This is a genomic window from Pseudomonas berkeleyensis (assembly GCF_014109765.1).
Taxonomy (GTDB): domain Bacteria; phylum Pseudomonadota; class Gammaproteobacteria; order Pseudomonadales; family Pseudomonadaceae; genus Aquipseudomonas; species Aquipseudomonas berkeleyensis.
On record NZ_CP059139.1, the window covers coordinates 5,542,504 to 5,567,861 of the forward strand.

The 25,358-nt window shown below is 64.4% G+C and carries 18 protein-coding genes, 2 pseudogenes and 1 riboswitch; of the genes and pseudogenes, 5 read left to right on the forward strand and 15 right to left on the reverse strand.

The features are described 5' to 3' along the window. Nucleotides 1–45: 45 nt before the first annotated feature. From HS968_RS26865 to cfaB, 8 genes and pseudogenes are all read right to left on the reverse strand, one after another. A pseudogene (locus tag HS968_RS26865) lies at nucleotides 46–2,182 on the reverse strand (TonB-dependent siderophore receptor). A 171-nt stretch (nucleotides 2,183–2,353) separates the two neighbouring features. Next, nucleotides 2,354–2,863 carry a DUF3617 domain-containing protein gene (locus tag HS968_RS25775; protein ID WP_119694969.1) on the reverse strand — a complete coding sequence of 170 codons (510 nt, stop codon included), beginning with the start codon at nucleotides 2,861–2,863 and terminating at the stop codon, nucleotides 2,354–2,356. Between the two features lie 281 nt (nucleotides 2,864–3,144). Further along, nucleotides 3,145–3,552, reverse strand: coding sequence for a DUF1850 domain-containing protein (locus tag HS968_RS25780; RefSeq protein WP_182369379.1), 408 nt, complete (start codon nucleotides 3,550–3,552; stop codon nucleotides 3,145–3,147). Next, nucleotides 3,549–5,612 carry a TRAP transporter permease gene (locus HS968_RS25785; RefSeq protein ID WP_182369381.1) on the reverse strand — a complete coding sequence of 688 codons (2,064 nt, stop codon included), beginning with the start codon at nucleotides 5,610–5,612 and terminating at the stop codon, nucleotides 3,549–3,551. Before HS968_RS25785 ends, HS968_RS25780 begins: the two co-directional genes overlap by 4 nt. Before the next feature lie 117 nt (nucleotides 5,613–5,729). After that, nucleotides 5,730–6,686 carry a TAXI family TRAP transporter solute-binding subunit gene (locus HS968_RS25790; protein ID WP_182369383.1) on the reverse strand — a complete coding sequence of 319 codons (957 nt, stop codon included), beginning with the start codon at nucleotides 6,684–6,686 and terminating at the stop codon, nucleotides 5,730–5,732. Between the two features lie 263 nt (nucleotides 6,687–6,949). Then, on the reverse strand, nucleotides 6,950–8,293 hold the full coding sequence (locus tag HS968_RS25795; RefSeq protein ID WP_182369385.1) for a sigma-54-dependent transcriptional regulator: 1,344 nt from the start codon (nucleotides 8,291–8,293) through the stop codon (nucleotides 6,950–6,952). A gap of 186 nt (nucleotides 8,294–8,479) precedes the next feature. Next, nucleotides 8,480–10,228, reverse strand: a complete 1,749-nt coding sequence (locus tag HS968_RS25800) for a sensor histidine kinase (RefSeq protein ID WP_182369387.1) — start codon at nucleotides 10,226–10,228, stop codon at nucleotides 8,480–8,482. A gap of 38 nt (nucleotides 10,229–10,266) precedes the next feature. Further along, complete coding sequence (gene cfaB / locus HS968_RS25805; protein ID WP_182369389.1) at nucleotides 10,267–11,451, reverse strand: C17 cyclopropane fatty acid synthase CfaB; 1,185 nt, start codon at nucleotides 11,449–11,451, stop codon at nucleotides 10,267–10,269. Between the two features lie 630 nt (nucleotides 11,452–12,081). Here cfaB and HS968_RS26870 point away from each other — a divergent pair. Both HS968_RS26870 and HS968_RS26875 read left to right on the forward strand, forming a co-directional pair. Next, nucleotides 12,082–12,945: pseudogene (locus HS968_RS26870) on the forward strand (methyl-accepting chemotaxis protein); the annotation flags it as partial. Nucleotides 12,946–13,143: 198 nt separating this feature from the next. Then, a complete protein-coding gene (locus HS968_RS26875) occupies nucleotides 13,144–13,848 on the forward strand; it encodes a methyl-accepting chemotaxis protein (RefSeq protein ID WP_407681671.1) in 705 nt (234 codons plus the stop codon). A 9-nt stretch (nucleotides 13,849–13,857) separates the two neighbouring features. On the opposite strand, the gene HS968_RS25815 is transcribed toward HS968_RS26875, so the two are convergent. The 5 genes from HS968_RS25815 to HS968_RS25835 form a co-directional block, all read right to left on the reverse strand. Further along, entirely contained in the window at nucleotides 13,858–14,865 is a 1,008-nt protein-coding gene (locus tag HS968_RS25815; RefSeq protein WP_182369393.1) for a FecCD family ABC transporter permease, read from the reverse strand. Further along, nucleotides 14,862–15,842 carry an ABC transporter substrate-binding protein gene (locus HS968_RS25820; RefSeq protein WP_182369395.1) on the reverse strand — a complete coding sequence of 327 codons (981 nt, stop codon included), beginning with the start codon at nucleotides 15,840–15,842 and terminating at the stop codon, nucleotides 14,862–14,864. The genes HS968_RS25815 and HS968_RS25820 overlap by 4 nt, the downstream gene beginning before the upstream one ends. Continuing rightward, nucleotides 15,842–16,609, reverse strand: coding sequence for an ABC transporter ATP-binding protein (locus HS968_RS25825; RefSeq protein ID WP_182369397.1), 768 nt, complete (start codon nucleotides 16,607–16,609; stop codon nucleotides 15,842–15,844). The genes HS968_RS25820 and HS968_RS25825 overlap by 1 nt, the downstream gene beginning before the upstream one ends. Continuing rightward, complete coding sequence (locus HS968_RS25830; protein ID WP_182369399.1) at nucleotides 16,609–18,717, reverse strand: TonB-dependent receptor; 2,109 nt, start codon at nucleotides 18,715–18,717, stop codon at nucleotides 16,609–16,611. The genes HS968_RS25825 and HS968_RS25830 overlap by 1 nt, the downstream gene beginning before the upstream one ends. Before the next feature lie 264 nt (nucleotides 18,718–18,981). Further along, nucleotides 18,982–19,175: riboswitch (cobalamin riboswitch) on the reverse strand. A gap of 101 nt (nucleotides 19,176–19,276) precedes the next feature. After that, nucleotides 19,277–19,975: a (2Fe-2S) ferredoxin domain-containing protein gene (locus HS968_RS25835; protein ID WP_182369401.1), complete on the reverse strand. Its 699-nt coding sequence runs from the start codon at nucleotides 19,973–19,975 to the stop codon at nucleotides 19,277–19,279. Nucleotides 19,976–20,337: 362 nt separating this feature from the next. Between HS968_RS25835 and HS968_RS25840 the strand changes: the two genes are divergently transcribed. The 3 genes from HS968_RS25840 to HS968_RS25850 all read left to right on the forward strand — a co-directional run bounded on the left by HS968_RS25840 (nucleotide 20,338) and on the right by HS968_RS25850 (nucleotide 23,309). Beyond that, on the forward strand, nucleotides 20,338–21,672 hold the full coding sequence (locus HS968_RS25840) for a C4-dicarboxylate transporter DctA (protein WP_179623181.1): 1,335 nt from the start codon (nucleotides 20,338–20,340) through the stop codon (nucleotides 21,670–21,672). Between the two features lie 116 nt (nucleotides 21,673–21,788). After that, complete coding sequence (locus tag HS968_RS25845) at nucleotides 21,789–22,478, forward strand: FadR/GntR family transcriptional regulator (protein ID WP_119694982.1); 690 nt, start codon at nucleotides 21,789–21,791, stop codon at nucleotides 22,476–22,478. 105 nt (nucleotides 22,479–22,583) lie between these two features. After that, a complete protein-coding gene (locus HS968_RS25850) occupies nucleotides 22,584–23,309 on the forward strand; it encodes a GntR family transcriptional regulator (protein ID WP_182369403.1) in 726 nt (241 codons plus the stop codon). A 94-nt stretch (nucleotides 23,310–23,403) separates the two neighbouring features. On the opposite strand, the gene HS968_RS25855 is transcribed toward HS968_RS25850, so the two are convergent. Further along, entirely contained in the window at nucleotides 23,404–24,129 is a 726-nt protein-coding gene (locus HS968_RS25855) for a cobalt-precorrin-6A reductase (RefSeq protein WP_182369405.1), read from the reverse strand. Beyond that, nucleotides 24,126–25,328: a precorrin-6y C5,15-methyltransferase (decarboxylating) subunit CbiE gene (gene cbiE / locus HS968_RS25860; RefSeq protein ID WP_182369407.1), complete on the reverse strand. Its 1,203-nt coding sequence runs from the start codon at nucleotides 25,326–25,328 to the stop codon at nucleotides 24,126–24,128. Before cbiE ends, HS968_RS25855 begins: the two co-directional genes overlap by 4 nt. Nucleotides 25,329–25,358: the final 30 nt, after the last annotated feature.

Consider the following 25,358-nt stretch of genomic DNA (forward strand, 5'->3'; position numbering starts at 1 on the left):
ATTTTCTCGTCAACCAGCAGGGCGGCCCGAGGGCCGCCCTTCCAGTCAGTACTTCCAGGTCAGGGTGGCACTGACGTTACGCGGTGCGCCGTAATAGGCCTGAGTCCAGTACAGGCTGCTCAGGTACTTCTCGTCGGTGAGGTTGTTGAGGTTGGCCGACACGCTCCAGTTCGGGTCGATGTCGTAGCTGGCCATCAGGTCGACTACGGCGTAGGCCTTCTGCGTGACGTCGGCACTGCCGATGGAAGTGCGGCCATCATCGGCCGTCAACGGTACTGCGGTTTTTATGCTGTCCTGCCAGCGCACGGCAGCGCCCACCTTGAGCTTGTCCATACCCGGTACGCGATAGGTAGCCGCGGCCTTGACCATGTGCTTCGGCGAGTAGGTCACGGCATGCGCGTCATCGGCATCGGTGATGTCGACGAAGGTGTAGCCGGCGCTGAGCTGCAACCCATCCAGCGGTTCACCGGAAAACTCCAGCTCGTAGCCTTCGCTGGTCAGGCCTTCGATAGCGCGGTAGTAGGCCACGCCCCCAATGACACCGGCCTGCTCGGCAAAGTTGTCCTGCTCGGTGCGAAATACCGACAAGGCAACGTTGACCTTGTCGTCGAACAGCTCGCCCTTGATGCCGGCCTCATAGTTGACACCCTCTACCGGCGCCAGACGTGAGCCGGTGATATCGACCTTGGTCTGTGGATCGAAGATCTCGGTATAGCTGGCGTACAGCGAGTACTGTTCGGTGAGGTCGTAGACCACGCCAGCATAGGGTACGACCTTGCCACTGTTCTTCGAGGACTTGGCCAGGCTGTAGTTGATGCCGTTGCTCCTCACGTCGATCACGCGGGCGCCCGTGATCAGGCTCAGATCGTCGGTCAGGCTCCAGCGTGCCGCAGCGTAGGCACTCTTCATGCGGTCGGTGAAATCGCTGCCGGCGCTGCCGTTGTCATTGCGCGGTTTCGCGTAATCGCCGCTCCAGTCCTCCAGTGGCGGCAGCATGGTGCCGGTAGTCGAGTCGTACCAGGAACGATCCTCGAGTTCGGAGCGCGACCAACTGGCACCCAGCGTCGCCTCATGCTCGCGTCCGGCCAGGCTGAAGGGGCCGCTGGCCTGCAGGTCGGCGATCAGCTGGGTGTTCTTTTCCTTGTACTCGGAAGGGTAGGAATACAGACCGGCGCCGGTCGCACGATTGGGCGTGCCGTAGATGTAGAACATCGAACCGTCGCTCTTCTTCTCCACACGCGTGAGCACGGTCTTGGCCTGCCAGCCGTTGGCGAAGGTATGCGCCAGTTCGGCGAAGGTGCGATTTTCCTGATTGTCCCAATAAGCCCAGTCAGTGGCGGTGCTGGTGGAGCGCGAATAGTTGGTCTTGCCACCATCCTGATAGACCAACGGCAGCGCCCCCCACATCGGCGATGTTGGCATCGCTGGTCTGCAGGGTGTGGCCGAGGGTGAAGATCGTGCTGTCATTCAGATCGAACTCCAGCACGCCATGGAACATGTTCTTCTCGCGCGAATAGCGGTCGAGGTAGGAGTTCTTGTTTTCGTTGGCGTACACCACGCGGCCGCGCAACGTGCCAGCGTCGTTGAGCGCGCCGGATACGTCGGTATCGATACGGCGTTTGTCCCAGGAGCCGGCGGTCAGGTCGACCCGTGCCTGCGGGATTGCCGTCGGGCGCTTGCGCACGAAGTTGACGGTCGCCGAAGGGTTGCCGGTGCCGGAGATCAGGCCGTTGGCGCCGCGAATCACCTCGACCCGCTCGTACATGGCGGTATCCAGATCACCCTCGACGTTGCCATAGACGAACGGCACGGAGATGCCGTCGTACTGGAAGTTGGTGATGTCGAAACCACGCGCGGTGTAATAGGTGCGATCCGTCTCGACTTCCTGCACCTGCACGCCCGGCACGGCCTTGAGCGCGTCGTTGACGCTGGTGAGATTGAAGTCGCGCAATTGCGCGCCGCTGAGTGTGGAAACCGCCTGCGGCGTCTGCCGTGGGGTCAGATCCAGCTTGGTCGCGGCGCTGCTCGATTGGGCACGGTAGCTGTCGCGATCAGCGGCGGCACTGCTGCCGACGACAGTCTGGGCGTCCAGCTCCAGCTGGTTGGTTTCCTCGGCCATGGCCTGGGTAAAGCTGCAAGCAGCCGCGATGGCCACAGCCAGGTGGGTCTTTTTGCTGAACAAAGGGGTGTACTCCTGATGCGCTGTCGATAGCCGCGGATAGTCCCTTTGCAGCTGGGTGCCTCACTGGCGCACTCGCACATTGCAAATGCTAATAATTATCGACAAAATTCTCGCAACAAGCCGTTACACCCGTCAATACAAATAAATTACATCTGCAAATCAATATCAGTTTTATTTAAGCGCCGCACAATCCGCCCCGATCCAACGCGCCTGACTCTCCATGCTGCTTGGCTGACCTTTGTAGGTACCTTTGACCTGGGTGGTGAATTCCTTGTCGCTGATGAAACGTGTCTCCCCTTCACCCTGAGCCTGCGGGCAGGTGAAACGGAATTTCCACAGGTTGCCGCTGCGTTCGGTGATCTGCTGGTTACAACCGGAGTTGGGATCCTGCAGGGGAATGTCCTGCGCCTTGATCTGCTCTTCGGTCAGGCAGATTTGCACTCCGCCGGCACCGAGTTTCACGCCGCGCTCGGCCATCATGCCTTCCATCATCTGGCGCTGCTCCGGCGGCAGGTTCTTCATCTGCGCGAGGATCTGATCCATGCCCGGCATCGCCTGACCGCCGACTTGCATGTTGTGCGCGCTGACCTCCCAGACACCGGGCTGCAGCTGTACGGCGCTGGCCAGTGCTGGGGCCAGGGCGAAGGTGAGAAACAAGGCGCAACGGGTGTGACGACGCATGGTGGTGCTCCAGTGCAAGGGTCTGAAAAAGCTTAGAGTCTGTTCACGATCTCGCGAGCTAGAGCCAGGCAAGGCGAAATCAGGCGAAAAAGCACAGTTTACAAGCTGTAAATGAGCATTTTGAGCTTGGTTTCAACGCAGCATGGCCGACGCGCAGCAGATCGTGAACAGGTTCTTAGACAGCATAAAGAACAAAACCCCCACAGGCTCACACCATATGGGGGTTCTCTTCTTTTCCACCGACGCTTGTGGCGCCGGGAGCCTGGTTCGCTCTGGCGAACCTACTTCGCGTCAGACGAGGCGGAGCCCAGCTCGCAGCTCCAGAGTTCCAGCGTTGGCTGGCTCGCTTGTGGCGGGCCTAGCCAGTCGCTCATCGGGCGACAACGCTGGTCGATACACAGTTGGTAATCCCCGGCTTCGGGCGTACGCCCCACTCGCAGGGGTTGCAAAGGCGGTAGCTGACGCTGGTAGTGCCAGCTGCCATTGCGCAGTTCGGCGCCGTCGGGAATCTCCATACCGGCGCCGGAACCCTTGACCCGCGCCTCACCGAGAACCAGGCCTTCGGCAGTGACGCGGTAATCCTCTTCCCAGCGAATCTTCTCGATGGTGTGCGTCCAGGCCAGGGTGAAGGCCGGCACGGGCAGTTCTGCCCAGACCACCCCGGCCAACCCCAGGCACAATCCGATCACGCGGCCGCCGGCGCCAGCTGGCGACGAGCGCGCAGCACGTGCAGGGCGATGACCACCGCCGCGACCAGGAAGCCGATTTCATCGGTGGTCACGCTGTACAGGCCCAGCAGGTCATAGCTGAATACCGAGGCCGGGATCACCAGCGAGGCACCGGCGGCGAAGATCAGCAGGCGTTCCCACGCGCGCATCGGCGCCGAGAAGTAGCCCACCACCGCCATGCCCCACAGGCCCACGGCAAACACCGATTTGAGCAACATGTAGATGATCGCGCCCCAGTCGTCGCCCTGCATCAGCAACGCCGGGTCGTACACCGCCATGAACGGCACGACGAAGCCACACGCGGCGATACGCACCGACCACAGGCTGATCTTCAAGCCGTTTTCCTTGGCGATCGAACCCGCGGCGAAGCAGGCCAGCGCCACTGGCGGTGTCAGGTCGGCCATCAGGCCGAAGTAGAAGACGAACATGTGCGAGACGATCAGCGGCACACCCAGCTCCAGCAGCGCCGGCGCGGCGATGGCGCTGGTGATGATGTAGTTGGGAATGGTCGGAATGCCCATGCCCAGCACCAGGCAGGTGAGCATGGTCAGCACCAGCGACAGGAACAGATTGTTCTCGCCGATGGCCATGATGTAGCCCGCGAAGGTGGTGGCGATGCCGGTCAGCGACACGACGCCGATGATCACACCCACCAGGATGCAGGCGACGGCGACCGGTACCGCATGGCGCGCGCCATCGGCCAGCGCCCAGACGCAGGCGCGCAGGGTTTCACGGCCGCCCTTGACGTAGAAGCAGCCGGCAACCAGCACGCCGATCACACCGAACACCACACCGATGCCGTACTTGAGGAAGCCGGAACTGACCAGACCCAGGGCGATCCAGAAGGCGATCTTCAGCCACAGGTTGCTGGCACGCATGACGATGGCCGTGCCCAGAATCACGATGGCGGTCAGGGCCAGGCCCACGGTGCCGGAGAACATCGGGGTGAAACCGGCGAACAGCAGATACACCAGCACGCCCAGCGGAATCAGCAGGTACCAGCGCTCCTTGATGGCCGCGAACGGATCCGGGCACTCTTCTTTCGGCAGGCCGGTCAGCTTCAGGCGCTGAGCCTCCAGGTGCACGGTCCAGAAGATCGAGCCAAACCACAGCAGGGCCGGGATCAGCGCCGCCTTGGCGATCTCCACATATGGCACGTTGATGGTCTCGGCCATAATGAACGCCACGGCGCCCATGATCGGCGGCATGATCTGGCTGCCCATGCTGGCCGAAGCCTCCACGGCAGCGGCGAAGGTGCCCTTGTAGCCGAAACGCTTCATCAGCGGAATGGTGAACTGGCCGGTGGTGACCACGTTGGCCACACCCGAACCGGTGATGGTGCCCATCAGGGCCGAAGTCACCACCGATACCTTGGCCGGGCCGCCAGTCTTGTGACCGAACATGCCCATGGCGAAATCGGTGAACAGCTTGATCATCCCGGCCTGCTCGAGGAAGGCGCCGAACAGGATGAACAGGAAGATGTAGGTACCCGACACATAGGTCGGCGTGCCATAGAGCCCTTCGGTACCGAAGGACAGCTGGTTGATGATCTGGTCGAGGTCGTAGCCACGGTGCGCCAGGTCGCCCGGCAAATACTCGCCGAACAGTCCATACGCCAGGAAGCAACCGCAAATGATCGGCAAGGCCAGGCCCATGACCCGTCGCGCCGCTTCGAACACCAGCACCAGCAAGGTGATGCCGACCACCATGTCGAAGGTGGTGAGGTCACCCGAGCGCTGGATCAGATCCGCCTCGAAGTACCACTGGTAGAGCGCCGTGCCCATACCAGCCAAGCCCAGAGCCCAGGCCACCGGAGCCCATGGCCGGCCTTGGCCGTGCGACGGGAAGCACAGGTAAACCATCAGCAGCACGAAGCCGACGTGCCCGGCACGCAGCACCTGGCTGGAGAACGGATGGAACGCGGCCCCGATGATCTGATAGACCGAAAACAGGATCGCGACGTAAAACACGGCCTTGGGCCACTGACTGGGGTTACCGGTCAGACCTGGATGATCGCTCATGGATAGACTCTCGATGCAGCTGGAATAACAGCGGGTCATTACCGCCAGGCAACGACCGGACGCCGATACGGTGACGAAGGGAGCCGGACTCTCGATCCGGCTCTCCAGGCATCCCTGTTACTTGAGAACGCCGACTTCCTTGTAGAAGCGCTCGGCGCCCGGGTGCAGCGGAATCGGCAGCGCCTCGGTAGCCGCTTCCAGGCTGATGTCGTTGGACGCGGAATGGGCGGTACGCAGACGCGGAAGGTTGTCGAACAGCAGCTTGGTCATCTGGTAGGCAACGTCGTCGGAGACCTTCTCGTGGCTGACCAGCAGGTTGACGATGGCCGCGGTCGGCACGTCCTGATCCTGGCCGTCGTAGGTGCCGGCCGGGATGACCTTGGCCTGGTAGGCCTGGCTGTCGATCTTGGCCACGACCTCTTCAGGGATGGCGACGAAGGTGATTGGCACCATCGACGCGAGGTCACGGATGGCCGCCATGCCCAGGCCGGACGACTGCAGGGTAGCGTCCAGCTGGCGGTTCTTGATCAGCTCGACCGACTCGGCGTAGGGCATGAATTCCACACGGCCCATGTCCTTGTAGCTCAGGCCGGCAGCCTCGAAGATCGCCCGGGCGTTGAGCTCGGTACCCGACTTCGGTGCACCGACGGAGATGCGCTTGCCTTTCAGGTCTTCCAGGGTCTTGATCCCGGATTCCTTGCTGGCAACGATCTGGATGTAGTTCGGGTAGGTCGCGGCGATGGCGCGAATGCGCGTCAGCGGCGCCTTGAAGCCTGCGTCTTCCACGCCGTTCCAGGCGTCTTCCACCGAGTCGCCCAGGGCAAAGGCGATTTCGCCACGGCCGGACTGCAGCAGGTTGAGGTTTTCCACCGAGGCCTTGGTCGCCTGTACCGAGGTTTTCGCGCCCTCGATGTTGTTGCCATAGATCTGCGACATGGCCACGCCAATCGGGTAGTAGACCCCGCTGGTGCCGCCGGTGAGGACGTTGATGAAGGTGGGAGCGGCAATGGCCGCAGTGCTGGCAGTGATGGCCGCGGCAGCGGCGAACAGACTCAGACGCTTGGTCAGTCGCATGGGGGAAAATCTCCATTGTTGTTATGGTTGCCGGCTCAGACATGAACCTAGGCACACAGAGCCTTTAGCAGGCGTCATGCCAGAACCGGAAAACCCCGGGCCAGAGGGGTTTCAACAACGAACACGGAGAGAGGTGCGCAAGATTCCGCCGACCTCGAACGCGGCCATAGGCAAAATTCCGCTTATGGCAGAGGCTCCCGTAGGGTGCGCCATGCGCACCGAGCGAACACCGCCGTTCTAGGGTGCGTTCGCCCCACGCCACCCTATATTTCTTCGCCGCCAGGCAGGTAATCGCTGCGGCTCAGGCCATGGCGCTGCATCTTCTCGTTGAGGGTGCGGCGTGGCAGTTGCAGCATCTCCATCACCGCCGCAATGTTGCCCTGGCATTGCAGCAGGGCGTTGCGCAGGCATTGCGCCTCGAAGGTCTCCATCTGCTGCGCCAGTGACTGATCCACCACCTGCTCGTTCGAGGACGAATTGGAAAGCCCCAGCGCATGACGCTCGGCAGCGTTGGCCAACTCACGCACGTTGCCAGGCCAGTCATGGCTGAGCAGCCGCGCCAGCTCGCTCGGTGGCAGTGGCGGCGCCTCACGCTCATGACGCAGCGCAGCTTCGGCGGCGAAGTGCTCGAACAGCAACGGAATGTCTTCGCGGCGATCACGCAGCGGCGGAATGTGCAGGGTGGCGACGTTGAGGCGATAGAGCAGATCCTCACGGAAACGCCCGGCGCGCACCTCGTCCTGCAGATCCGGTTTGACCGCGCTGATCACCCGCAGGTCGACCTTGATGCTCTTGTTCGAGCCCAGGCGCTCCAGGGTTTTCTCCTGCAACACGCGCAGCAGCTTGACCTGCTGCGCCAGCGGCAGGCTTTCCACCTCATCGAGGAACAGCGTGCCGCCGTCGGCGTGCTCGATACGCCCGATGCGCCGGCCCTGGGCACCGGTAAAGGCGCCGCTCTCGTGGCCGAACAGCTCGCTCTCGAAGATGGTTTCCGGAATCGCTGCGCAGTTGAGCGCGGCGAAGGCCTTGCCGGCACGCGGGCTGAAGTCGTGCAGGCAACGCGCGACGCGTTCCTTGCCGCTGCCGGTTTCACCGCGAATCAGCACGTTGACCGAGGTGCCGGCCAGTTCGAGGATCTGCCGCCGCAGATTTTCCATCGGCCGGGAAATGCCGATCAGCTGGTTTTCGATGCGGCCCTTGTCGGCCACCTGACGACGCAGTTGGCGGTTCTCACAGACCAGGCGGCGCTTGTCCAGCGCGCGGCGCACGCTATCGAGCAAACGCTCGGGGGTGAAGGGCTTCTCGATGAAATCGTAAGCACCCTGACGCAACGCCTGCACCGCCATCGGCACGTCGCCATGGCCCGTGACCAGAATCACCGGCAGGTCGGCATCTACTTGCAGCAGCTTGTCCAGCAATTGCAGGCCATCGCTGCCCGGCATGCGCACATCGCTGACGACGATACCGGGATAGTCGCGGTCGACCAGCGCCAACGCTTCTCTGGCACTGCTACAGGTGCGCACCTCGAAGCCAGACAGCTCCAGCCACTGCTGAACCGCCTCGCGAATCGCCGCTTCGTCATCGACCACTATCACCTGATCGCTCATGGCACCTCCCGTTATGAACCGCGGCAGTGTAGCCCGGATGAATTCCAGGGGAGCAACCCCGGGTGTGACGAGCGTCACCCTCGGCGCAACGGCGACAGACCGTAGGGTGCGCTGCGCGCACCGGTAATGTCATAGCGCAGAGGCATAACCCATGGCGCATCGATGGCTGCCGTGCCACGGCGCACCCTACGGCGCGGCCGGCAGGCTCAAGGTGAATACCGCGCCGTGCTCACCATTGGTTGCGCTCAACGTGCCGCCCAGTTCCCGCACAATGCCATAGGACACCGCCAGACCCAGGCCCAGGCCCTGACCCACCGGTTTGGTGGTGAAGAAGGGTTCGAACACGTGGCCCAAGGTCTCTTCGGCAATCCCGCCACCGCTGTCCTCGACCATCAGGCGGCACTCATCACCCAGCCGCACGATGCGCACGTCGAGGCTGCGCCGCTCGCTGTCGACCATCGCATCCAGCGCGTTGTGCAGCAGGTTGAGCAGCACCTGCTCCAGGCGAATGGCATCGCCCAGAACCAACGCATCGGCGGCCACCTCGACGTGCAGCTCCACCTGCTCGCTGCGAATGCGCGGCGCCAGCAATTGCAGCGCCTGCTCCAGCACGTCGCCCAGGCGCAAGCGCTCACTGAGGCCGGCCGGGGTCTTGCGGGCGAACGTCTTCAAATGCCCGGTCAGCGCCGCCATGCGTTGCAACAAGCCATCCATGCGTTGCAGGCCTTCGCGCATGGCCTCGGGCCGCCCGCTTTCGAGCAACAGCCGCTGGCTGCCCAGCTGCATCTGCAAGGCGGTCAGCGGCTGGTTGATCTCATGCGCCATGGCCGCTGACATCTGCCCCAGCGCCGCCATCTTGGCCGCATGCACCAAGCCCTCCTGGGCCTGGCGCAGCTCGGCGGTACGCAACTCCACTTCGCGCTCCAGGCGCTCGCGAATGTTCGCCTGCAGACGCAGGTTCTTGCGCCGCTGGGCGAGGAACAGCAGCAGGAAAGTCAGCGCCAGCCAGGCACCGGCCGCCGCCAGGCTGTAGCTGAGGCGAGCATCGGCCAGGTTGCTGGGATCACTGAGCAGATGCAGCGTCCAGCCTTCATCGGGCAACGTCATCCGCTGCCAGAGGTAATCGCGCGGCCCATCGGGGCCGTCCAGGCGCGTCCAGGCCGTCTCGTCGTCGATATAGCGATGAACACGGCTGGGTAAGGGCTTGAGCGCCTGCTCGGCGTATTTGCGCACGTCGATCAGCTCGGCGCGCGCCTGATCGTCCAGTGCCTGCAAGGTACGAAAACGCCAGGCCGGACGATTGCTGAGAATCGCCACCTGGTGACTGTCGGCCACCAGCAGCACGCCGGGTTGATCCACCCATTCGCGCTGCAATTCCTCCAGCTCCAGCTTGACCACCAACACGCCGATCAGGCTGCCATCGTCGTCACGCACGACATGGGACAGGAAGTAGCCGGGTATGCCGGTGGTCACACCGACGGCGAAGTAACGGGCACCACCTTCGCGCAACGCATTCTGGAAATAGGGGCGGAAGGCGTAGTTGTTGCCGACGAAGCTGCTCCAGTCGCGCCAGTTGCTGGCCGACAGCGTCTCACCCTGGGTGTCGAGCAGGTACAGAACGGTGGAACCGGCCGCCTTGTTCAGGCGCTCCAGACGCAGGTTGAGCGCCATGCGCAGGTGGCGATCCTCCGGCGCACGCAGCAGGCTGCGGATATCGCTGTCCAGCGACAGCACCTCCGGCACCGAGTTGAAGCGCTCGACCAGCGTGCGAATCGACTGCGCATAGAGTTGCAGCTGACCGCGCGCCTCCAGGCTGCGTTCGACCCATGCACGCTGCTCGGCATAACGCCCGGCGAGCCACACGCTCAACACCAGCCCGACCAGAATCGGCAGGACGGTGAAGAGCACGCGATGGCGTTGCAGCAACGTGGACATGGGCAGCTCGATGGCGAGGACTGCCGCATGTTACCCCATCAGCGATAGAGGTCAGCGCGGCTCCATGGCAGGTCGTGATGGCCGTCCGCGTAGGGTTTCACCGCGAGAATCTGGTGCAGGTTCATCCAGCCATGCTGGAAGCCGTAGGCGCAGCCGGCCAGGTACAAACGCCAGATGCGCAGCGACTTTTCCGGCACCCACTGCGCGGCGGCCTGTAACTGTCGCTCCAGGCCCTGACTCCACAACTGCAGCGTGCGCGCGTAATGCAGACGCAGGCTCTCGACATCGACGACCTCCAGCCCGGCCTCGCTGATCGCCTTGGCGATGGTCACCAGGTGCGGCAACTCACCCTGGGGAAAGACGTAGCGGTCGATGAACTCGCCCGCACCACGCGCCACCGGGCGGCCGTCGGTGAAACGCGAGGTAATGCCATGGTTCATCACCAGGCCACCGGGTCTGACCGCACCGAACAGACGCTCGCAATACAGCAGCAGATTGGCATGGCCGACGTGCTCGAACATGCCGACGCTGACCACCTTGTCGAAGCGTCCGTCCTGCGGCAGGTCGCGGTAATCCAGCAGTTCCAGGGTGACGCGTTCGCTGAGCCCCTCCTCGGCCACACGTTGCAACCCCAGCTCCAGCTGCGCCTTGCTCAGGGTGATGCCGTAGACCTCGACATCGAACTCGCGTGCGGCGAAACGCGCCAGGCCGCCCCAGCCACAACCGACGTCGAGCAATCTGTCGCCTGGCTGCAGGCGCAGCTTGCGACACAGGTGACGCAACTTGGCCTGCTGGGCCTGGTCGAGGTCTTCCTGGCCGGTTTCGAAATAGGCGCAGGAGTAGACCATGTCGCGATCCAGCCACAGGCGGTAGAACTCATTGGACAGGTCGTAGTGGTAACTGATGGCGGCGGCGTCACTACCCTTGTCGTGGACGGTGTACAACTCGGTGGAGGTGGATTCATCACCGAGCAGCGCCGTGCTCAGCGCGTCACCGACTTCGATCGCCTCTTCTATGGGGCCTTCCAGATCCACCCGGCCTTCGACATAGGCCGCGCCCAGCGCATCCAGGCTGGGGTGAGCCAGTTGCATGACCAGCGCGGGATCTTTCACCACCAGCGTCACCCTGGGTTTCGGCCCCAGATCGATCTGCTTGCCGTCCCATAATTTCAGGCGCAGCGGTAGTTGCAGATCACGAAATGCAGCGGGCAATTGCGCGAGCATGGTCATCCCTCCTGGCCAGGTTTCATGGAACCTGAAGCAGATGACCTGAGCAATTTGGCCTGGTTCGTTCATTGCGACTAACGGCTCGAACAGCGGCGGCAACACGCGACGGCAAGCAATTTCATGCGCCCAATTAATGCGTAAAACAAAACAAAATCCATTAAAAATGCATTGGATGGATTTATAACGCCCTGCCATAGTCCCAAGCACCCTCGTGCCACTTGCCAGGTTCTCGCACAGGCTCAGATTCACGTCCTACCCCAATAAAACGGCGCCGATCAGCCATTCGAGCTGCCGAAAAGAATAACGACCACCCATGACTTTTTCTCGTTGCCTGCCTCCGCAAAACCTCCACCTCGCCATGCGCCGGTGGTTCCTGATCGAAGGGGAGCCGAACCGCGGCATGCCTGCCCCTGAACGCGCAGCGCGTTGCACGAGACGTCCCATCCCCCTCACGAATCAGGAGTGCGTCCTATGTATCGCTGGCTTGCCAATCTGAGTGTCGGCAGAAAACTGATGACGGGCTTCGGCCTGCTGCTGCTGATGAGCCTTCTGATCTTCTGGGCAGGCTGGGACTCCATCAACAACCTGTCCTACCGCATGGATCGCATGAGCGCGGTCAACCACCTGATGCAGGATCTCTCGGAAATGCGCCTGGCGCGCGCCGCCTACCTGCAGAGCGGTGGAGACGAGAAGAGCGCCAGCGAGCTGAAGCAGAAGATCGCCAGCATCGAGCAGAACCTGGCGGGCCTGCGCGGCTTCTTCACGACCGACGCCAACCGGCAGCGGATCGCCCAGATGGATCAGGCCCTGACCAGCTACCAGGCCATCATTCAAGACCTGCAAGGGGCCTACCAGCAGATCGCGACCTCGCGTAACGAACGCCGCAGCAGCGGCGACCAGGCCCTCGCCGCACTGGACAAGCTCGACGGCTACGTCAGCGACGATACGCAGGACATGCTCGGCACGCACGAACGCTACAAGGTGGTGAAGACCATCCAGATGCAGTTCCTCTACGCCCGTTTCGAGACACGCGCCTATAGCTACAGCGGCAAGAAGGATCAGTACCAGTCCACCGTCGATGCCATCGACAAGACTCTTGCCAATCTCCAGCCCCTGCGGGAAACGCTGAGCGATGCGCCGCCCGAGCTGTTCCAGGCGATGGAGCAATCCATCCGCACCTACCGCGATACGCTCGACACCCACCAGGCCGCCCTGCAACGCATCGACGGTGATCTGCAGCAGGCTCAGCAACTGGTGCTGTCGATGGTCGAGAACTGCCTGGCGCTGTATGAAAACCAGATGCAGCAGCGCACTGAAGACACCCGTCATGCCGCCTGGATACTGCTCACCTGCCTGGGCCTGGCCCTGGTTTTCGGGATCGCCGGTGCAACGCTGATCACCCGGCAGATCGTCCCGGCTCTGCGCAACGCCCTGCACAACGTGCAGCGCATCGCCAGCGGCGACCTCAGCCATCAGGACAACGTGCAGCGTACGGACGAGATCGGCCAGTTGCAGCATGGCGTCAGCGCCATGGCCAGCAGCCTGAGGCAACTGATCGGGCATATCGGCGACGGCGCGACGCAGATCGCCAGCGCCACCGAAGAACTCTCCGCCATCACCCAGCAGACCCGTGCCGGTGCCAACGAGCAGAAACTGGAAACCGACCAGGTCGCCACCGCCATGCACGAGATGGCCACCTCGGTGCAGGACGTGGCGCGTAATGCGGTCGAAACGGCGCACGCGGTCGAACTCACCGCGCAGGACGCCAGCAACGGCGCGCAGATCGTCAGGAAGGCCATCGAACAGATCAACAGCCTGTCCGGAGAAGTCGAACTGACCGGCGAGGCCATCAGTGCCCTGGCCGAGGAAAGCGGGCGCATCGGCAGCATGCTCGACGTCATCAAGTCGGTCGCCGAGCAGACCAACCTGCTGGCCCTCAATGCCGCCATCGAGGCCGCCCGTGCCGGGGAAGCCGGGCGCGGCTTCGCCGTGGTCGCCGACGAGGTGCGTGGTCTGGCCCAGCGCACCCAGCAGTCCACCCAGGAAATCGAGGCGCTGATCGCCGCCCTGCAACAAGGCACGCTCAAGGCCGTGCAACGCATGGAAGGCAGCCGCAGCCTGACCCACAACAGCGTCGAGCTGGCCCGTCAGGCCGGCGATGCGTTGCAGAGCATCACCGCGAGCATCGGCAACGCCCAGGGCATGACCCAGCAGATCGCCGCCGCCGCCGAGCAACAAGGCGCCGTCGCCGAGGAAATCAACCGCAGCGTGCTCAATGTGCGCAGCATCACCGAGCAGGCCTACACCGCCAGCGAACAGACCAGCCAAGCGAGCCTGGAGCTGGCCCGCCTCGGCAGTACGCTGCAAAACCAGGTGCAGCGTTTTCGACTGTGAGGCCGCTGGCTAACGACGCCTGAGCAGGGCCACGAAAAACACCCCGCCGATGGCGGCGGTGACGATGCCGATGGGCAGATCCTGCGGCGCCAGCCAGGTGCGCGCCGCGACATCGACCCAGACCAGGAACAGCGCACCGAGCAGCGCCGCCACCGGTAGCAGGCGGCGGTGCTCGGCGCCGACCAGGAAACGCGCCACGTGCGGCAGCATCAGGCCGACGAAGCCGATGGCGCCGGACAGCGACACCAGCACGCCGGTCAGCAGCGAGGCCACCACGAACACCAGCAGACGCACCCGGCGTGGTTCAAGGCCGAGGCTTACCGCGCTCTGCTCGCCAGCCATCAGCGCGTTCAGCGCGCGCCCCAATCCCAGCAGCACGGCCAGCGCCAGCAACAGGCACACGGCCGGCAGCCAGAGCAGTTCCCAACGCGCCAGGCCGAGGCCGCCAAGCATCCAGAACAGCACCGAACTGGCCGCGTGCGGGTTGCCCAGGTACAGCAGCAGGTTGCTCGCCGCCATCATCACGAACGACACCGCCACCCCGGCCAGCAGCAGGCGGTCGCTCTCCAGCCGCCCGCTGCGACTGGCGATGGCCAGCACCAGCAGCATGCTCGCCAATGCGCCGACGAAGGCCGCCAACGGCAGGCTGAGCAGCCCGGCGAACTCGCCCAGGTAGAGCACCACGAGCACCGCACCGAAGGCCGCGCCGGAGCTGACGCCGAGCAGGTGCGGGTCAGCCAGCGGGTTGCGCGTCACCGCCTGCAAAGCGGTGCCGACCAGCGCCAGCCCGGCGCCCACCAGCGCGCCGAGCAGCACCCGTGGCGCGCGCAGTTGCCAGACGATGCTGTCCTGCCCACTGCTGACCGGCGCAGCGGGCGTGATGCCGAACAGGTGCTGGCCGAGGATCGCCAGCACGCGTTCGAGCGGCACCTGCGCCGCGCCGAAACCCAGCGAAACCGCACAGGACAGCGCCAGCAACACGATCAACCCGAGCAGCAACAGGCGATAGCGACTCACTGGGCGAAAACCTCGGGATGCAGCGCGGCAGCCAGGGTCTCGATAGCGGCGGCGTTATCCAGGCTCGGTGTGACGGCGAGGTAGGAGAGCACCACGAAACGCTGCTCGCGGATCGCCGTGACGCCTTGCAAGGCCGGATGCTGCAGGAGGAAGTCGCGCTTCTGTGCGGCCGTGCGCTCGCCATAGTCGACGATCAGGATCAGCTCGGGATCCTCCTCGACCACCGACTCCCAGCCGACCTTCATCCAGTTGGCTGCGACGCTGTCCATCACATTGCGCCCGCCGGCCGCCTCGATCAGCGGCTGCGGCATGCCCAAACGCCCGGCGCTGAAGGGCACGTCCTCGCCGCTGTCGTAGACGAACACCCGCGGCCGCGTCGGCTGCACGCCCAGACGTGCCTGCACCGCCGCCACCCGCACCTGCATGCCCTGCACCAGGGCCTCGGCGCGATCCACGACGGCGAAGATACGGCCGAGGTTGCGCAGGTCGTTGTAGACATCGTCGAGGCTGGCAACGCGGCCGGGCATGACATGCGCACAGGACTCGCTCAGCTCGTAAACCGGGATGTCGAAGCGCGCCAGGCTGGCCGGGGTGATCTCGCCGCCGATGCGCATGCCGTAGTTCCAGCCGGCAAAGACGAAGTCGGTGCCGGCATCGAGCAGGTTCTCCAGCGACGGGTAGCGCGCGGCCAGTTCGGGCAGGCCGTCGAGTTGCGCGCGCATGTCCGGGTCGAGGGTCTTCCAGCCGCTGATGCCGGTGTAGCCGGCCATGCGCTCGCGCAGGCCCAGGGCCAGCAACATGGCGGTCATGTTGACGTCATGGCTGACCGCACGCTGCGGCGGCTGCTCGATGGTTACCTGACGGTCGCAGCTGGTCACGGTGGCGGCCCAGGCGGGGCTGGCGGGGCTGGCCAGCAACAGAGACGAGAGCACGAGCGTGGGTAGGAGCGGCTTCAGCCGCGAATGGCACAGACTCATCAGACTATCCAGGTAATGCGCGGGTGCCCCGCCAGTGGATGGGTGTCGACCAGCGCCTGCAGGCCGAACACCTGCTGCAGCAGCTCGGCGGTCAGCACTTCGGTGGGCCTGCCAACGGCCACCAGGCGGCCTTGGTCGAGCACGCACAGGCGGTCGCAGAAGGCCGCCGCCAGGTTGAGGTCATGGAAGCTGGCCAGGGTCGCCAGGCCCAGCGCCTTGATCTGCCGCAACAGCTCCAGCTGGTAACGCGGGTCGAGGTGATTGGTCGGCTCGTCGAGGATCAGCAGGTGTGGCTGCTGCACCAGGGCACGGGCGAGCAGCACGCGTTGTTTCTCGCCCCCGGACAGCCGGGCGAAGGGCTGCTGCGCTAAGTCGCTCAGACCGACGCGAGCCAGCGCCTCGTCGACCAGACGCCGATCCTCGGCATCGTCACCATCGAACAGCCCCTTGTGCGGCGTGCGGCCCATGGCCGCCAGTTCGTGCACACGCAGGCCGAAGTCCTGCGGGAATTCCTGCAGCACCACCGCCACGCGCTGCGCGCTCCAGCGCGGCGAGCGCTGCCACAGCGCCTCGCCATCCAGTTCGACCTGGCCGGCGCTGGGCCGCTGAAAGCGATAGGCGCAGCGCAATAGGCTGGTCTTGCCGCTGCCGTTGGGGCCGATCATCCCCACCAGCTCGCCGTCGTCGACCGCCAGGTCGATGCCGTCGAGCAGCGGCCGTTGGCCATCGGGCGACCAGGCCAGCTCGCGGATGCGCAGGCGCTGCATCAGAAGCTGTAGTCCGCGGTGACGAAGAACGAGCGCGGCTGGCCGAGCAGCCACTGCTGGCCGTTGTGCATCTGGCTACGGGCGTAGGTGCGGTCGAACAGATTGTTCAACTGCAGGCCCAGGCGCACATCCGGCTGCACCTGCCAGGCAACATGGGCATCGACCACGGTATAGCCCGGCACGTCCACGGTGTTGGCAGTATCGGCGTAGCGGGCATCGACATAGCGAGCGCCAATACCGGCCTCCAGACCCTGTCCCAGATCCTTGTTCAGCCACAGGTTGGCGGTACGCCGCGGCACATCGGTCGGACGATTACCGCTACGATCACCGCCGCCTTCGACGAAGTCATCGTATTCGGCGCGCACCAACGCTGCGTTGGCCGACACCTGCCAACCGCCGTCGAGCGCCAGCTCCAGGGTCGCTTCCAGGCCATCGGACGATTGCTGGCCGATCTGCACAGTCGCCGAGGCTGGGGTTTCGCGGCTGAGCAGCTTCTTCTTGACGATGTGGTAGGCCGCCAGCGTCCATTCACCACGGCCATTCCAGAACGCCTGCTTGAGACCGAACTCGGTCTGCTTGGACTCGGTGAGATCCATCTGCTGCTGGGTCGGGTTGAGGGTAAGCAGGTTGTTCACCCCGTCCTCGCTGGTGGAATACTGGCCATACAGCGACAGTTGCGGAGTGACAGCGAACACCAGGCCGGCGCGCCAGTTACCGCCACTCAGGCTGCGGTCACTGCGACTGCCGTCACGCAGGTTATCGCGATCGATATGGTTCTGGTCGCGACGAATGCCGGTGATCAGCGACCAGCGCTCAGTGAGCTGCAACTGGTTCTCGGCGAACACGGCAAAGGTATTGAGCTGGCTACGCGAGAGCGGGCTGTATGCGTCGGCGCTCTGGTAATAACCGGGTGCCGGGTTCCAGGGATCGATGTAGTCGGGGCCAACATCGGTGTAGGGCGAGTTGTTGCTCAGGTTGAAACGTACACGGTTGTACTCGCCACCGATCAGGGTGCGGCTAGCCAGGCCAAACAACGAATGGTTGAAGGTGAACGTCTGGCGGTCGCCGATCTGTTCCTGACCGTGCTTGATCTCCAGATGTTCGCGGCGGTTGAGCTGACCCTGAGCGGCGTCCCAGGTGAAGTTCTCGGCGTTACGCCAGTAGCGGCGCGCTTTGAGGTAGTAAAGCTGGTTGCTGGCGCTGACCTGATCGGAAAGCGTCCAGTCGGTGGTCAGTCGCGTCCACTGCTCGTGGTAGGCGATCTCGGCGTTGCGCACGTTGTAGTTTTTCTCGCGCAGGCTGTCGCGCAACTTGCCATCGACCAGCGGAGTACCGAAGTAACTACCGGGCTGCAGCTTGCCCTGATCGTGAGCCAGGGTGAATGCCAGGTCATCGTTGGCTTGCCAGCGCAACGCAGCGCTCAGGCCCAGGTTCTGCGAATCGTCGCGATCGGCCCAGCCATGGCTGGCCTCACGGTTGAGATTGAGGCGGTAACTCAGGGTGTCGCTCAGCGAACCGCCACTATCCAGCGCCTGCTGATTGCGGTCGAACGAGCCGTAGCCGAAGCGCACATGGTTTTTGATTTCGCCCTCGAAGGGCTTCTTCGCCAGCACGTTGACCACCGCGCCCGTGGCGCCTTCGCCGTACAGCACCGAGGCCGGGCCACGCAGCACGTCGATACGCTCGACCATCCAGGGATCGTGCGGGAACGACACGGTGCCCATGCCGGTGTACATGCGGATGCCATCGAACAACGTCATCACCGAGGCATGACCGGTGAAACCGCGCGCCGACAGCGCCGTGCCACCGTTACCGGGCGCGCCGATATCGCTGATACCCGCCGTACGCGTCACCGCATCCTGCACGCTGCGGTTGTTGCGTTCGCGCACCTCCGCGCCGCTGAGGCTGGTGCTGCTGGCCGGGGTTTGCAGGGCCGTAAGACCCAGGCGCGAACCGGCGACGGTCGGGGTATGCAGGTCGGTAGCACCCTCCTCGGCGGTCTTGGCCTGGATGGTGAGTTCGGGCAGATCGACGGCTTCGTTGGCCATGACCAGGCCGCTGAGCAGCAGAGCCAGTGGCCAGGTGCAGTGAAGGACAGGGTTTCGCACGGCAGAACTTCCGTTGTTGCGCGGAGAATCGAGAGATGAAATGTTAGTGTTATAACATAACATTATCGATCTTCGCAGCCGGGAAGGCAGGCGAACGGGTGCTGCAGCCGAAACGGCCTGGAAGGATTGTTTGAAACGGAAATGGCGCGCCATGAGTGTTCCATCGTCAGGGAAAAGGCACGGCAATCCGATGGAAATGCGCAACAGCAGACAGAGGCACGGGGGCGCCCTGCTGGAGTCAACGCCCGCCCACCGCGGGTTGCCAGACACAAACGACTCCAGGCCGGTCTCCGGGCTTGCGAGGGTCATGAACGCATCGCCTTCCCATGCGCGTGGCGCACAGTGGCGTTTCGATGCGGTCGCTCGCTTACCGTTGCGGGGGCAGCGTCGGACTTCAACCGACTTCCCGTTTCACCTCACGCACGGCGGCGTGAGACACCTGAAGCGGGGCGGATATGACCATCCGACTCCGCTCAAGTCAAGGCACGGGGCAATTGTGGGAGGCGCTTTAGCGGCGATTGCTCATAGCCTGGATTCGCCGCAGGCGTAATCCGGGTTGCTAATTGTTGCCCTGCTCGTCGATGCGCAACTCCGGCAGCGCCCTGCCCACCACCAGGCGTTCGTCGACTAGGCGAATCACTGCCGCTTCATCCTTGATCCCGTACCACTCGCCCTGTGGATAAAGGCTCGCGGTCGGCCCCAGGTCGCAGGGGAACTGGCACTGGCTGCGGGTGATGTGCACCCCGCCCTCGCACTCCAGCTTGCCGGCGGCCTTGAGTCGCTGACGCAGGGTTTTCCACAGGCCCAGTGCGCCCTTGCGCGTGCAGCGTGGGCCGTTGCACAGCAGCAGGCGTTGCGCGTGTGGCGGAATCTGCGACCAGGCGTGGTGCGCCGGCACGGGCGGCACGTCGCTGCAGGGAAGATGCGCCTGACGATGCGCCAGCAACGCGCCCAGACCATCGAGCCAGGTGTCCTCCAGCGCCGTGCAGACCACGAACACCTCGGCCCCGTCGCCGCGCTCGGCGATACGCTCGCGCAGCCAGTCGCGATGCGCGGCATCGGCGCGCGGTTCCAGATCGACCACCAGCAACGGTCGCGGCGCCTCATCGATGGCCTGCAACCAATCGTCCTGATCCGTGTCATGCAGGTGCGCCTCGCCCAACAGCGCTTCGATGCGTTGCTGCAGACGCTCGGCCGACGCCCCACGAGCCAGGCCGGGGCCGATGAACAGAACGCGGGCGTAGGGGGCTTGGCTCATGACGGTCTCCAAAACGGGCCGGCAGTCTAGCGGCAATGGCGCGCCAGTCGTAGCCCGGATGCAATCCGGGTCGCCCCACCAACACCCTACGTAGGGTGCGCCGCGCGCACCGCCAACCACACCAATCTCGATGCGCGGAGGGACTTCAGTCACGACGCTAGCCCGGTCTTACCAGTTGCTGACGGCCTTCGTATTCCCGTTCGTCGCCACTGCTCATGGCATTCACAGAGAGGGGGTTGTCAGCCCTGGCGATTGCGCATAGCCTGAACTGGTCATACCGGTAATACCATAAAAAAAATCAGGCGTTCATTTCCGGGCCTCCGTGCGGGCGTGGATCAACGCGCCTAACGGAGACCCCCGCAATGTTCATGAAACTGCTTCCCCGCTCGCTATTCCTGCAAGTCGTGATAGGCCTGGTGCTTGGCGTGTTGTGCGGCCTCAGCCTGCCGGAGCTGGCCACCCAGCTCAAACCCCTGGGCGACGGCTTCATCAAGCTGATCAAGATGCTCATCGCACTGATCGTGTTCTGCGTGGTAGTCAGCGGCATTTCCGGTGCCGGTGATCTGAAGAAAGTGGGCCGCATCGGCCTGAAGTCGGTGATCTATTTCGAGGTGCTGACCACCTTCGCTCTGATTCTCGGGCTGGTGGTGGCCTATGGCTTGGGCCTGGGTTCTGGCGCCAACCTCCACCTCAACGAGTTGTCGGCCAGCGATGCCGCGCTCTACGCCAGTCGCACCCAGGAGCTGCACGGCCCGGCGACCTTCATCATGGACTTGATCCCCTCCTCGGTACTCGGCGCATTCGCCGAGAACAACATCCTCCAGGTGTTGCTGTTCGCCGTGCTGTTCGGCAGCGCGCTGAACCTCGTCGGTGAGCAGGCCAGCGGCGTGGCCCGGCTGATCAATGAATTCAGCCATGTGATCTTCCGCATCATGGGCATGATCGTGCGCCTGGCGCCGATCGGCGTGTTCGGCGCCGTCGCCTTCACCACCAGCAAGTACGGCATCGACTCGCTCAAGCACCTGGGCGCCCTGGTGGCGGTGTTCTACGTGACCTGCGTGTTGTTCGTGCTGATCGTGCTGGGCGGCGTGTTGCGCCTGTGCGGCGTGGGCCTGTTCCCTTTCCTGCGCTACTTCCGCGAAGAGCTGACCATCGTCATGGGCACCGCCTCGTCCGACGCCGTGCTGCCGCAGATCATGCGCAAGCTCGAACATATGGGCGTGCGCAGCTCCACGGTCGGCCTGGTGATTCCCACCGGCTACTCGTTCAATCTGGACGGTTTCTCCATCTACCTGACCCTGGCGGTGGTGTTCATCGCCCACGCCACCGGCACCGATCTGGCGATGAGCGACCTGATCACCATCCTGCTGGTCTCGCTGATCACCTCCAAGGGCGCTCACGGCATTCCCGGTTCGGCGCTGGTGATCCTCGCCGCGACCCTGACCGCCGTGCCGGCGATTCCCGCCGCCGGCCTGGTGCTGGTGCTCGCGGTCGACTGGTTCATGGGCATCGGCCGTGCGCTGACCAACCTGATCGGCAACTGCACCGCCACCGTGGCCATCGCCCGCTGGGACAATGACATCGACCTGCAACGCGCCCACGCGGTGCTGGACGGCAAACCTGTGCAAGCCAGCGCCAGCAACGATTCGGCCAGCATGCGCGTAGCGCTGCCGCAAGAGAGTGAGGCTCGCGGCTGATGACAACCTGGGCTCGGTCTGCTCTTATCGCCACGGCGCCTGGAGCCCATGGCGGTGAGTGCCGCCCTGCCCGCGCGTGCGGCCGCTCGTATCGTTTCGCTGATTAGGGGGGACCCATGTTTTCTTCATCCAAGCTGGTCGATTCGGTCGTCCGCAAGCTGCTCGAACCCATCGATCAGGGGCTCTGGCCTGCGGGCCAGATGCTGCCGGGTCAACGCGAGCTGGCCGAGCAGATGGAGGTCAGCCGTCCCAGCCTGCGCGAGGCGATCACGGTGCTGGAAACCCTCGGCGTGCTGCGCTCACTGCCCGGCAAGGGCGTCATGGTGCTGGAACGCCGGGGCGCTGCCCTGCCGGAAGTGAAGGCGCCGCCGAGCGCCACCATGGCCGATGTGCTGCAGCTGCGCTATGCGCTGGAGCCGTTCATGGCCGGGCTGGTCGCGCAGACACTCGACGGCGCCGAGCTGAGCCAGCTGCGCCTGCTGCTGCTGGACATGCGTGAGGCGGTCGAGGACGGCGACATGCAAGCGCTGGCGGGCACCTACACCAGCTTCCACCGCAAGCTGGTGGCGCTCACCTCCAACCCGATCTTTCTTAGTGTTTCCAAGCAGATCGGTAGCGCCCTGGAACAGAGCGATCAGTTGATGCTGCGCCACCCGGAATATGCCGAGGAAATCCTTCAGGAACACGAGGCGATCCTGCGTGCCATTCGCCGCCAGGACAGCGAGCAGGCCAGCCAGGCGATGCGCCAGCACATCCTCAACGAAGGCACTCGCTTGAACATCAACCTGCGCGTGCCGCAGGCATAAACCGCCGCCAACCGGCAGGCAAACCAGACAACTTCTTCACCCAGGCGCTACGTGGGTACAGGCGCTCGCCTGCACGCAGCCCCGAACCAGTCGACAGGTGTGATCATGAGTGCAAACGCAGCTGTTCAGCAGCCAATCCAGACTGCCCGCAAGGAAGGCAGACCCACCAGCCACTTCGTCTACCAGAGCATCTACGCGGCGATTCTGGAAAAACGCCTGACGCCCACAGCCAAGCTGGACAAAGGCACCCTTGGGCGGATCTTCGGCGTCAGTGAATGGACGGTGCAACGCGCCCTGACCAAGCTCGCCGAAGAAGGCGCGGTGACCCTCGAACCGAGGCAGATCGCCCAGGTCAGCAGGCCCAGCGAACGCCAGGCCCGACAGGTGCTGGAGGCGCGCCTGCTGGTGGAAGTGGAAGTCATCCGCCAACTCGGCAAGCACCTGGCGGACAGCCCATTGCACGAACTGCACACCCTGGTGGAAAACCAGCAGCGCTGCCTGGCTGCCGGCGATGGCGCCGGCCTGATCGAGCAGGCCGGCCAGTTCCACCTGAAGCTGGCGGAGCTTGCCGGTAACAAGCTGCTGCTGGATTTCCTCCGCGGTCTGCTGTCGCGATCATCGCTGAGCATCGCGCTGAGCAGGGGTACGGTCTATTCGGCGCAAACCTGCGAGGAACACCTGGCGCTGATCACGGCGCTGCAAGCCGGCGACATTACCCGCGCGACCCAACTGCTGGTCGACCACCTGCATGGCGTGTTCGACAGGATGTGCTTCGCGCCCACGCCGACGGCGGATCTGCATGCCGCATTCAAGGTCAGACGCACAGCCTGATCAGCCATCACGACTCCCCGTAGGGTGCGCCACGCGCACCAGCTTCCCGCGTACACACAGGGTAGGTCAGGGTACGTCGCTATCAGACCCCGTATCAGAGCCGCTGCTGCAGCGCCTCCCACAATGTCCCCATCTCGGCGAACTCCCGATCCACCACCGGCAGCGCCGGCCGACGCAGCAGCAGCACCGGCAGGCCCAACTCGCGGGCGACCTGCAACTTCGGCTCGGTGGAGTGGCTGCCGCTGTTCTTGCTCACCAGCACGTCGCAGGCGATACGGGCAAACAGCTCGCGCTCGCTTTCCAGGCTGAATGGCCCGCGCGCACCGATCACCTCGGCACGGGTTGGCGCCGGCTCGACCTGCAGGCAGCGCACCGTCCAGTGCTGGTGTTCGGGTATTTCATGCAGATGCGCCAGCGGCTCACGCCCGGAGGTGAAGAAAGGCCTACTGAAAGGCGCCAGCAGGCGGATCAGATCGTCCCAATCCTCGAACTCACGCCAGTCATCCTGAGGGCCGGCCTGCCAGCCAGGGCGACGCAGCGCCCAACAGGGCACATCTGCGATCTCGGCAGCACGCGCAGCGTTCTGACTGATCTGCGCCGCATAGGGGTGAGTCAGATCCAGCAGCAACTCGATGCCTTCATTGGCGATAAAGGCAGCCAGGCCATCGGCGCCACCGAAACCGCCGACCCGCACGCGGCAGGCCAGGTCATCCGGCACACGACCCAGGCCGGCCAGGCTGTAGATCGCCTCCGCCCCCAACCGGCGCGCCAGGCGCAGCGCCTCGGTGGTGCCGCCGAGCAGCAGAATGCGCCGGTTCAAGGTTTGCGCACCGCCAGCAAGGTGATTGGCAGCGCTGCACGCCAGGTGTCGAAGCTGCCCAGCGGCTGCGCCTGGGCTACGACAAGGCGCAGCAGCTCACCGCCATGCTGCTCACGGAAGGCGACCAACGCCGCCTCACTCTGAATGGTCACGGCATTGGCCAGCAGACGCCCGCCCGGCTTGAGCGCGGCCCAGCAATCATCGAGCACGCCAGGCACGGTAACGCCACCGCCAATGAAGATCGCATCCGGCGCCGGCAGTCCGGCCAAGGCCTCGGGTGCATGCCCGGCGACCAGTTGTAGACCGGGTACACCGAGGGCATCACGATTGTGGCGAATGTGTTCCTGGCGCCCCTCGTTGGCCTCGATGGCGATAGCTCCGCAGGCCGGGTGCGCGCGCATCCACTCGATGCCGATGGAACCGCAGCCGGCGCCAACGTCCCATAGCAGCTCGCCGGGCAGCGGCGCCAGGCGCGCCAGGGTGACCGCGCGCACATCACGCTTGGTCAGTTGGCCGTCGTGGCGGTAAGCGTCGTCCGGCAGGCCGCAGGTCGGTGGCAGCAATTGCGCCCCAGCGTCGGCCAAACATTCCACAGCCAGCAGGTTGAGATCGGCGCCACGCGGCAGGTCCCAGCTCGCGGCCTGACCATCGAGTCGGCGCTCATCCGCCCCGCCAAGATGCTCCAGCAAGGTCAGCCGACTGGCGCCGAAACCACGCGCACGCAGGGCTTCGGCGACCTGCGCAGGCGTGTCGCCATCGGCGCTCAATACCAGCAGGCGCGTGCCGGGATACAGCCGGGCGTTGAGCGTGGCCAGCGACCGGCCTACCAACGACAGCACCTCCACCTCCTGCAGCGGCCAGCCCAGGCGCGCCGCTGCCAGCGACACCGAGGACGGTGCCGGCAACACCTGCAACTCATCGGCCGGCACCTGGCGCGCCAGGCTGGCGCCGACGCCATAGAACATCGGGTCACCGCTGGCCAGCACGCACACTGCCTCGCCACGCCGGGCCAGCAGCGGTTGCAGGTCGAAGGGGCTCGGCCAGGTTTCCCGCTCGCCGCTGATGCACGGCGGCAGCAGCGCCAGCTGGCGCGGCGCGCCAACGATACGGGTGGCCGCCAGCAGGGCACGGCGCGCGGCCTTGCCCAAACCGGGATAGCCGTCTTCGCCGATGCCGACCAGGGTCAACCAGGGTTTCATCCACCTACCTCACAAGTAGCCGACAAGGCG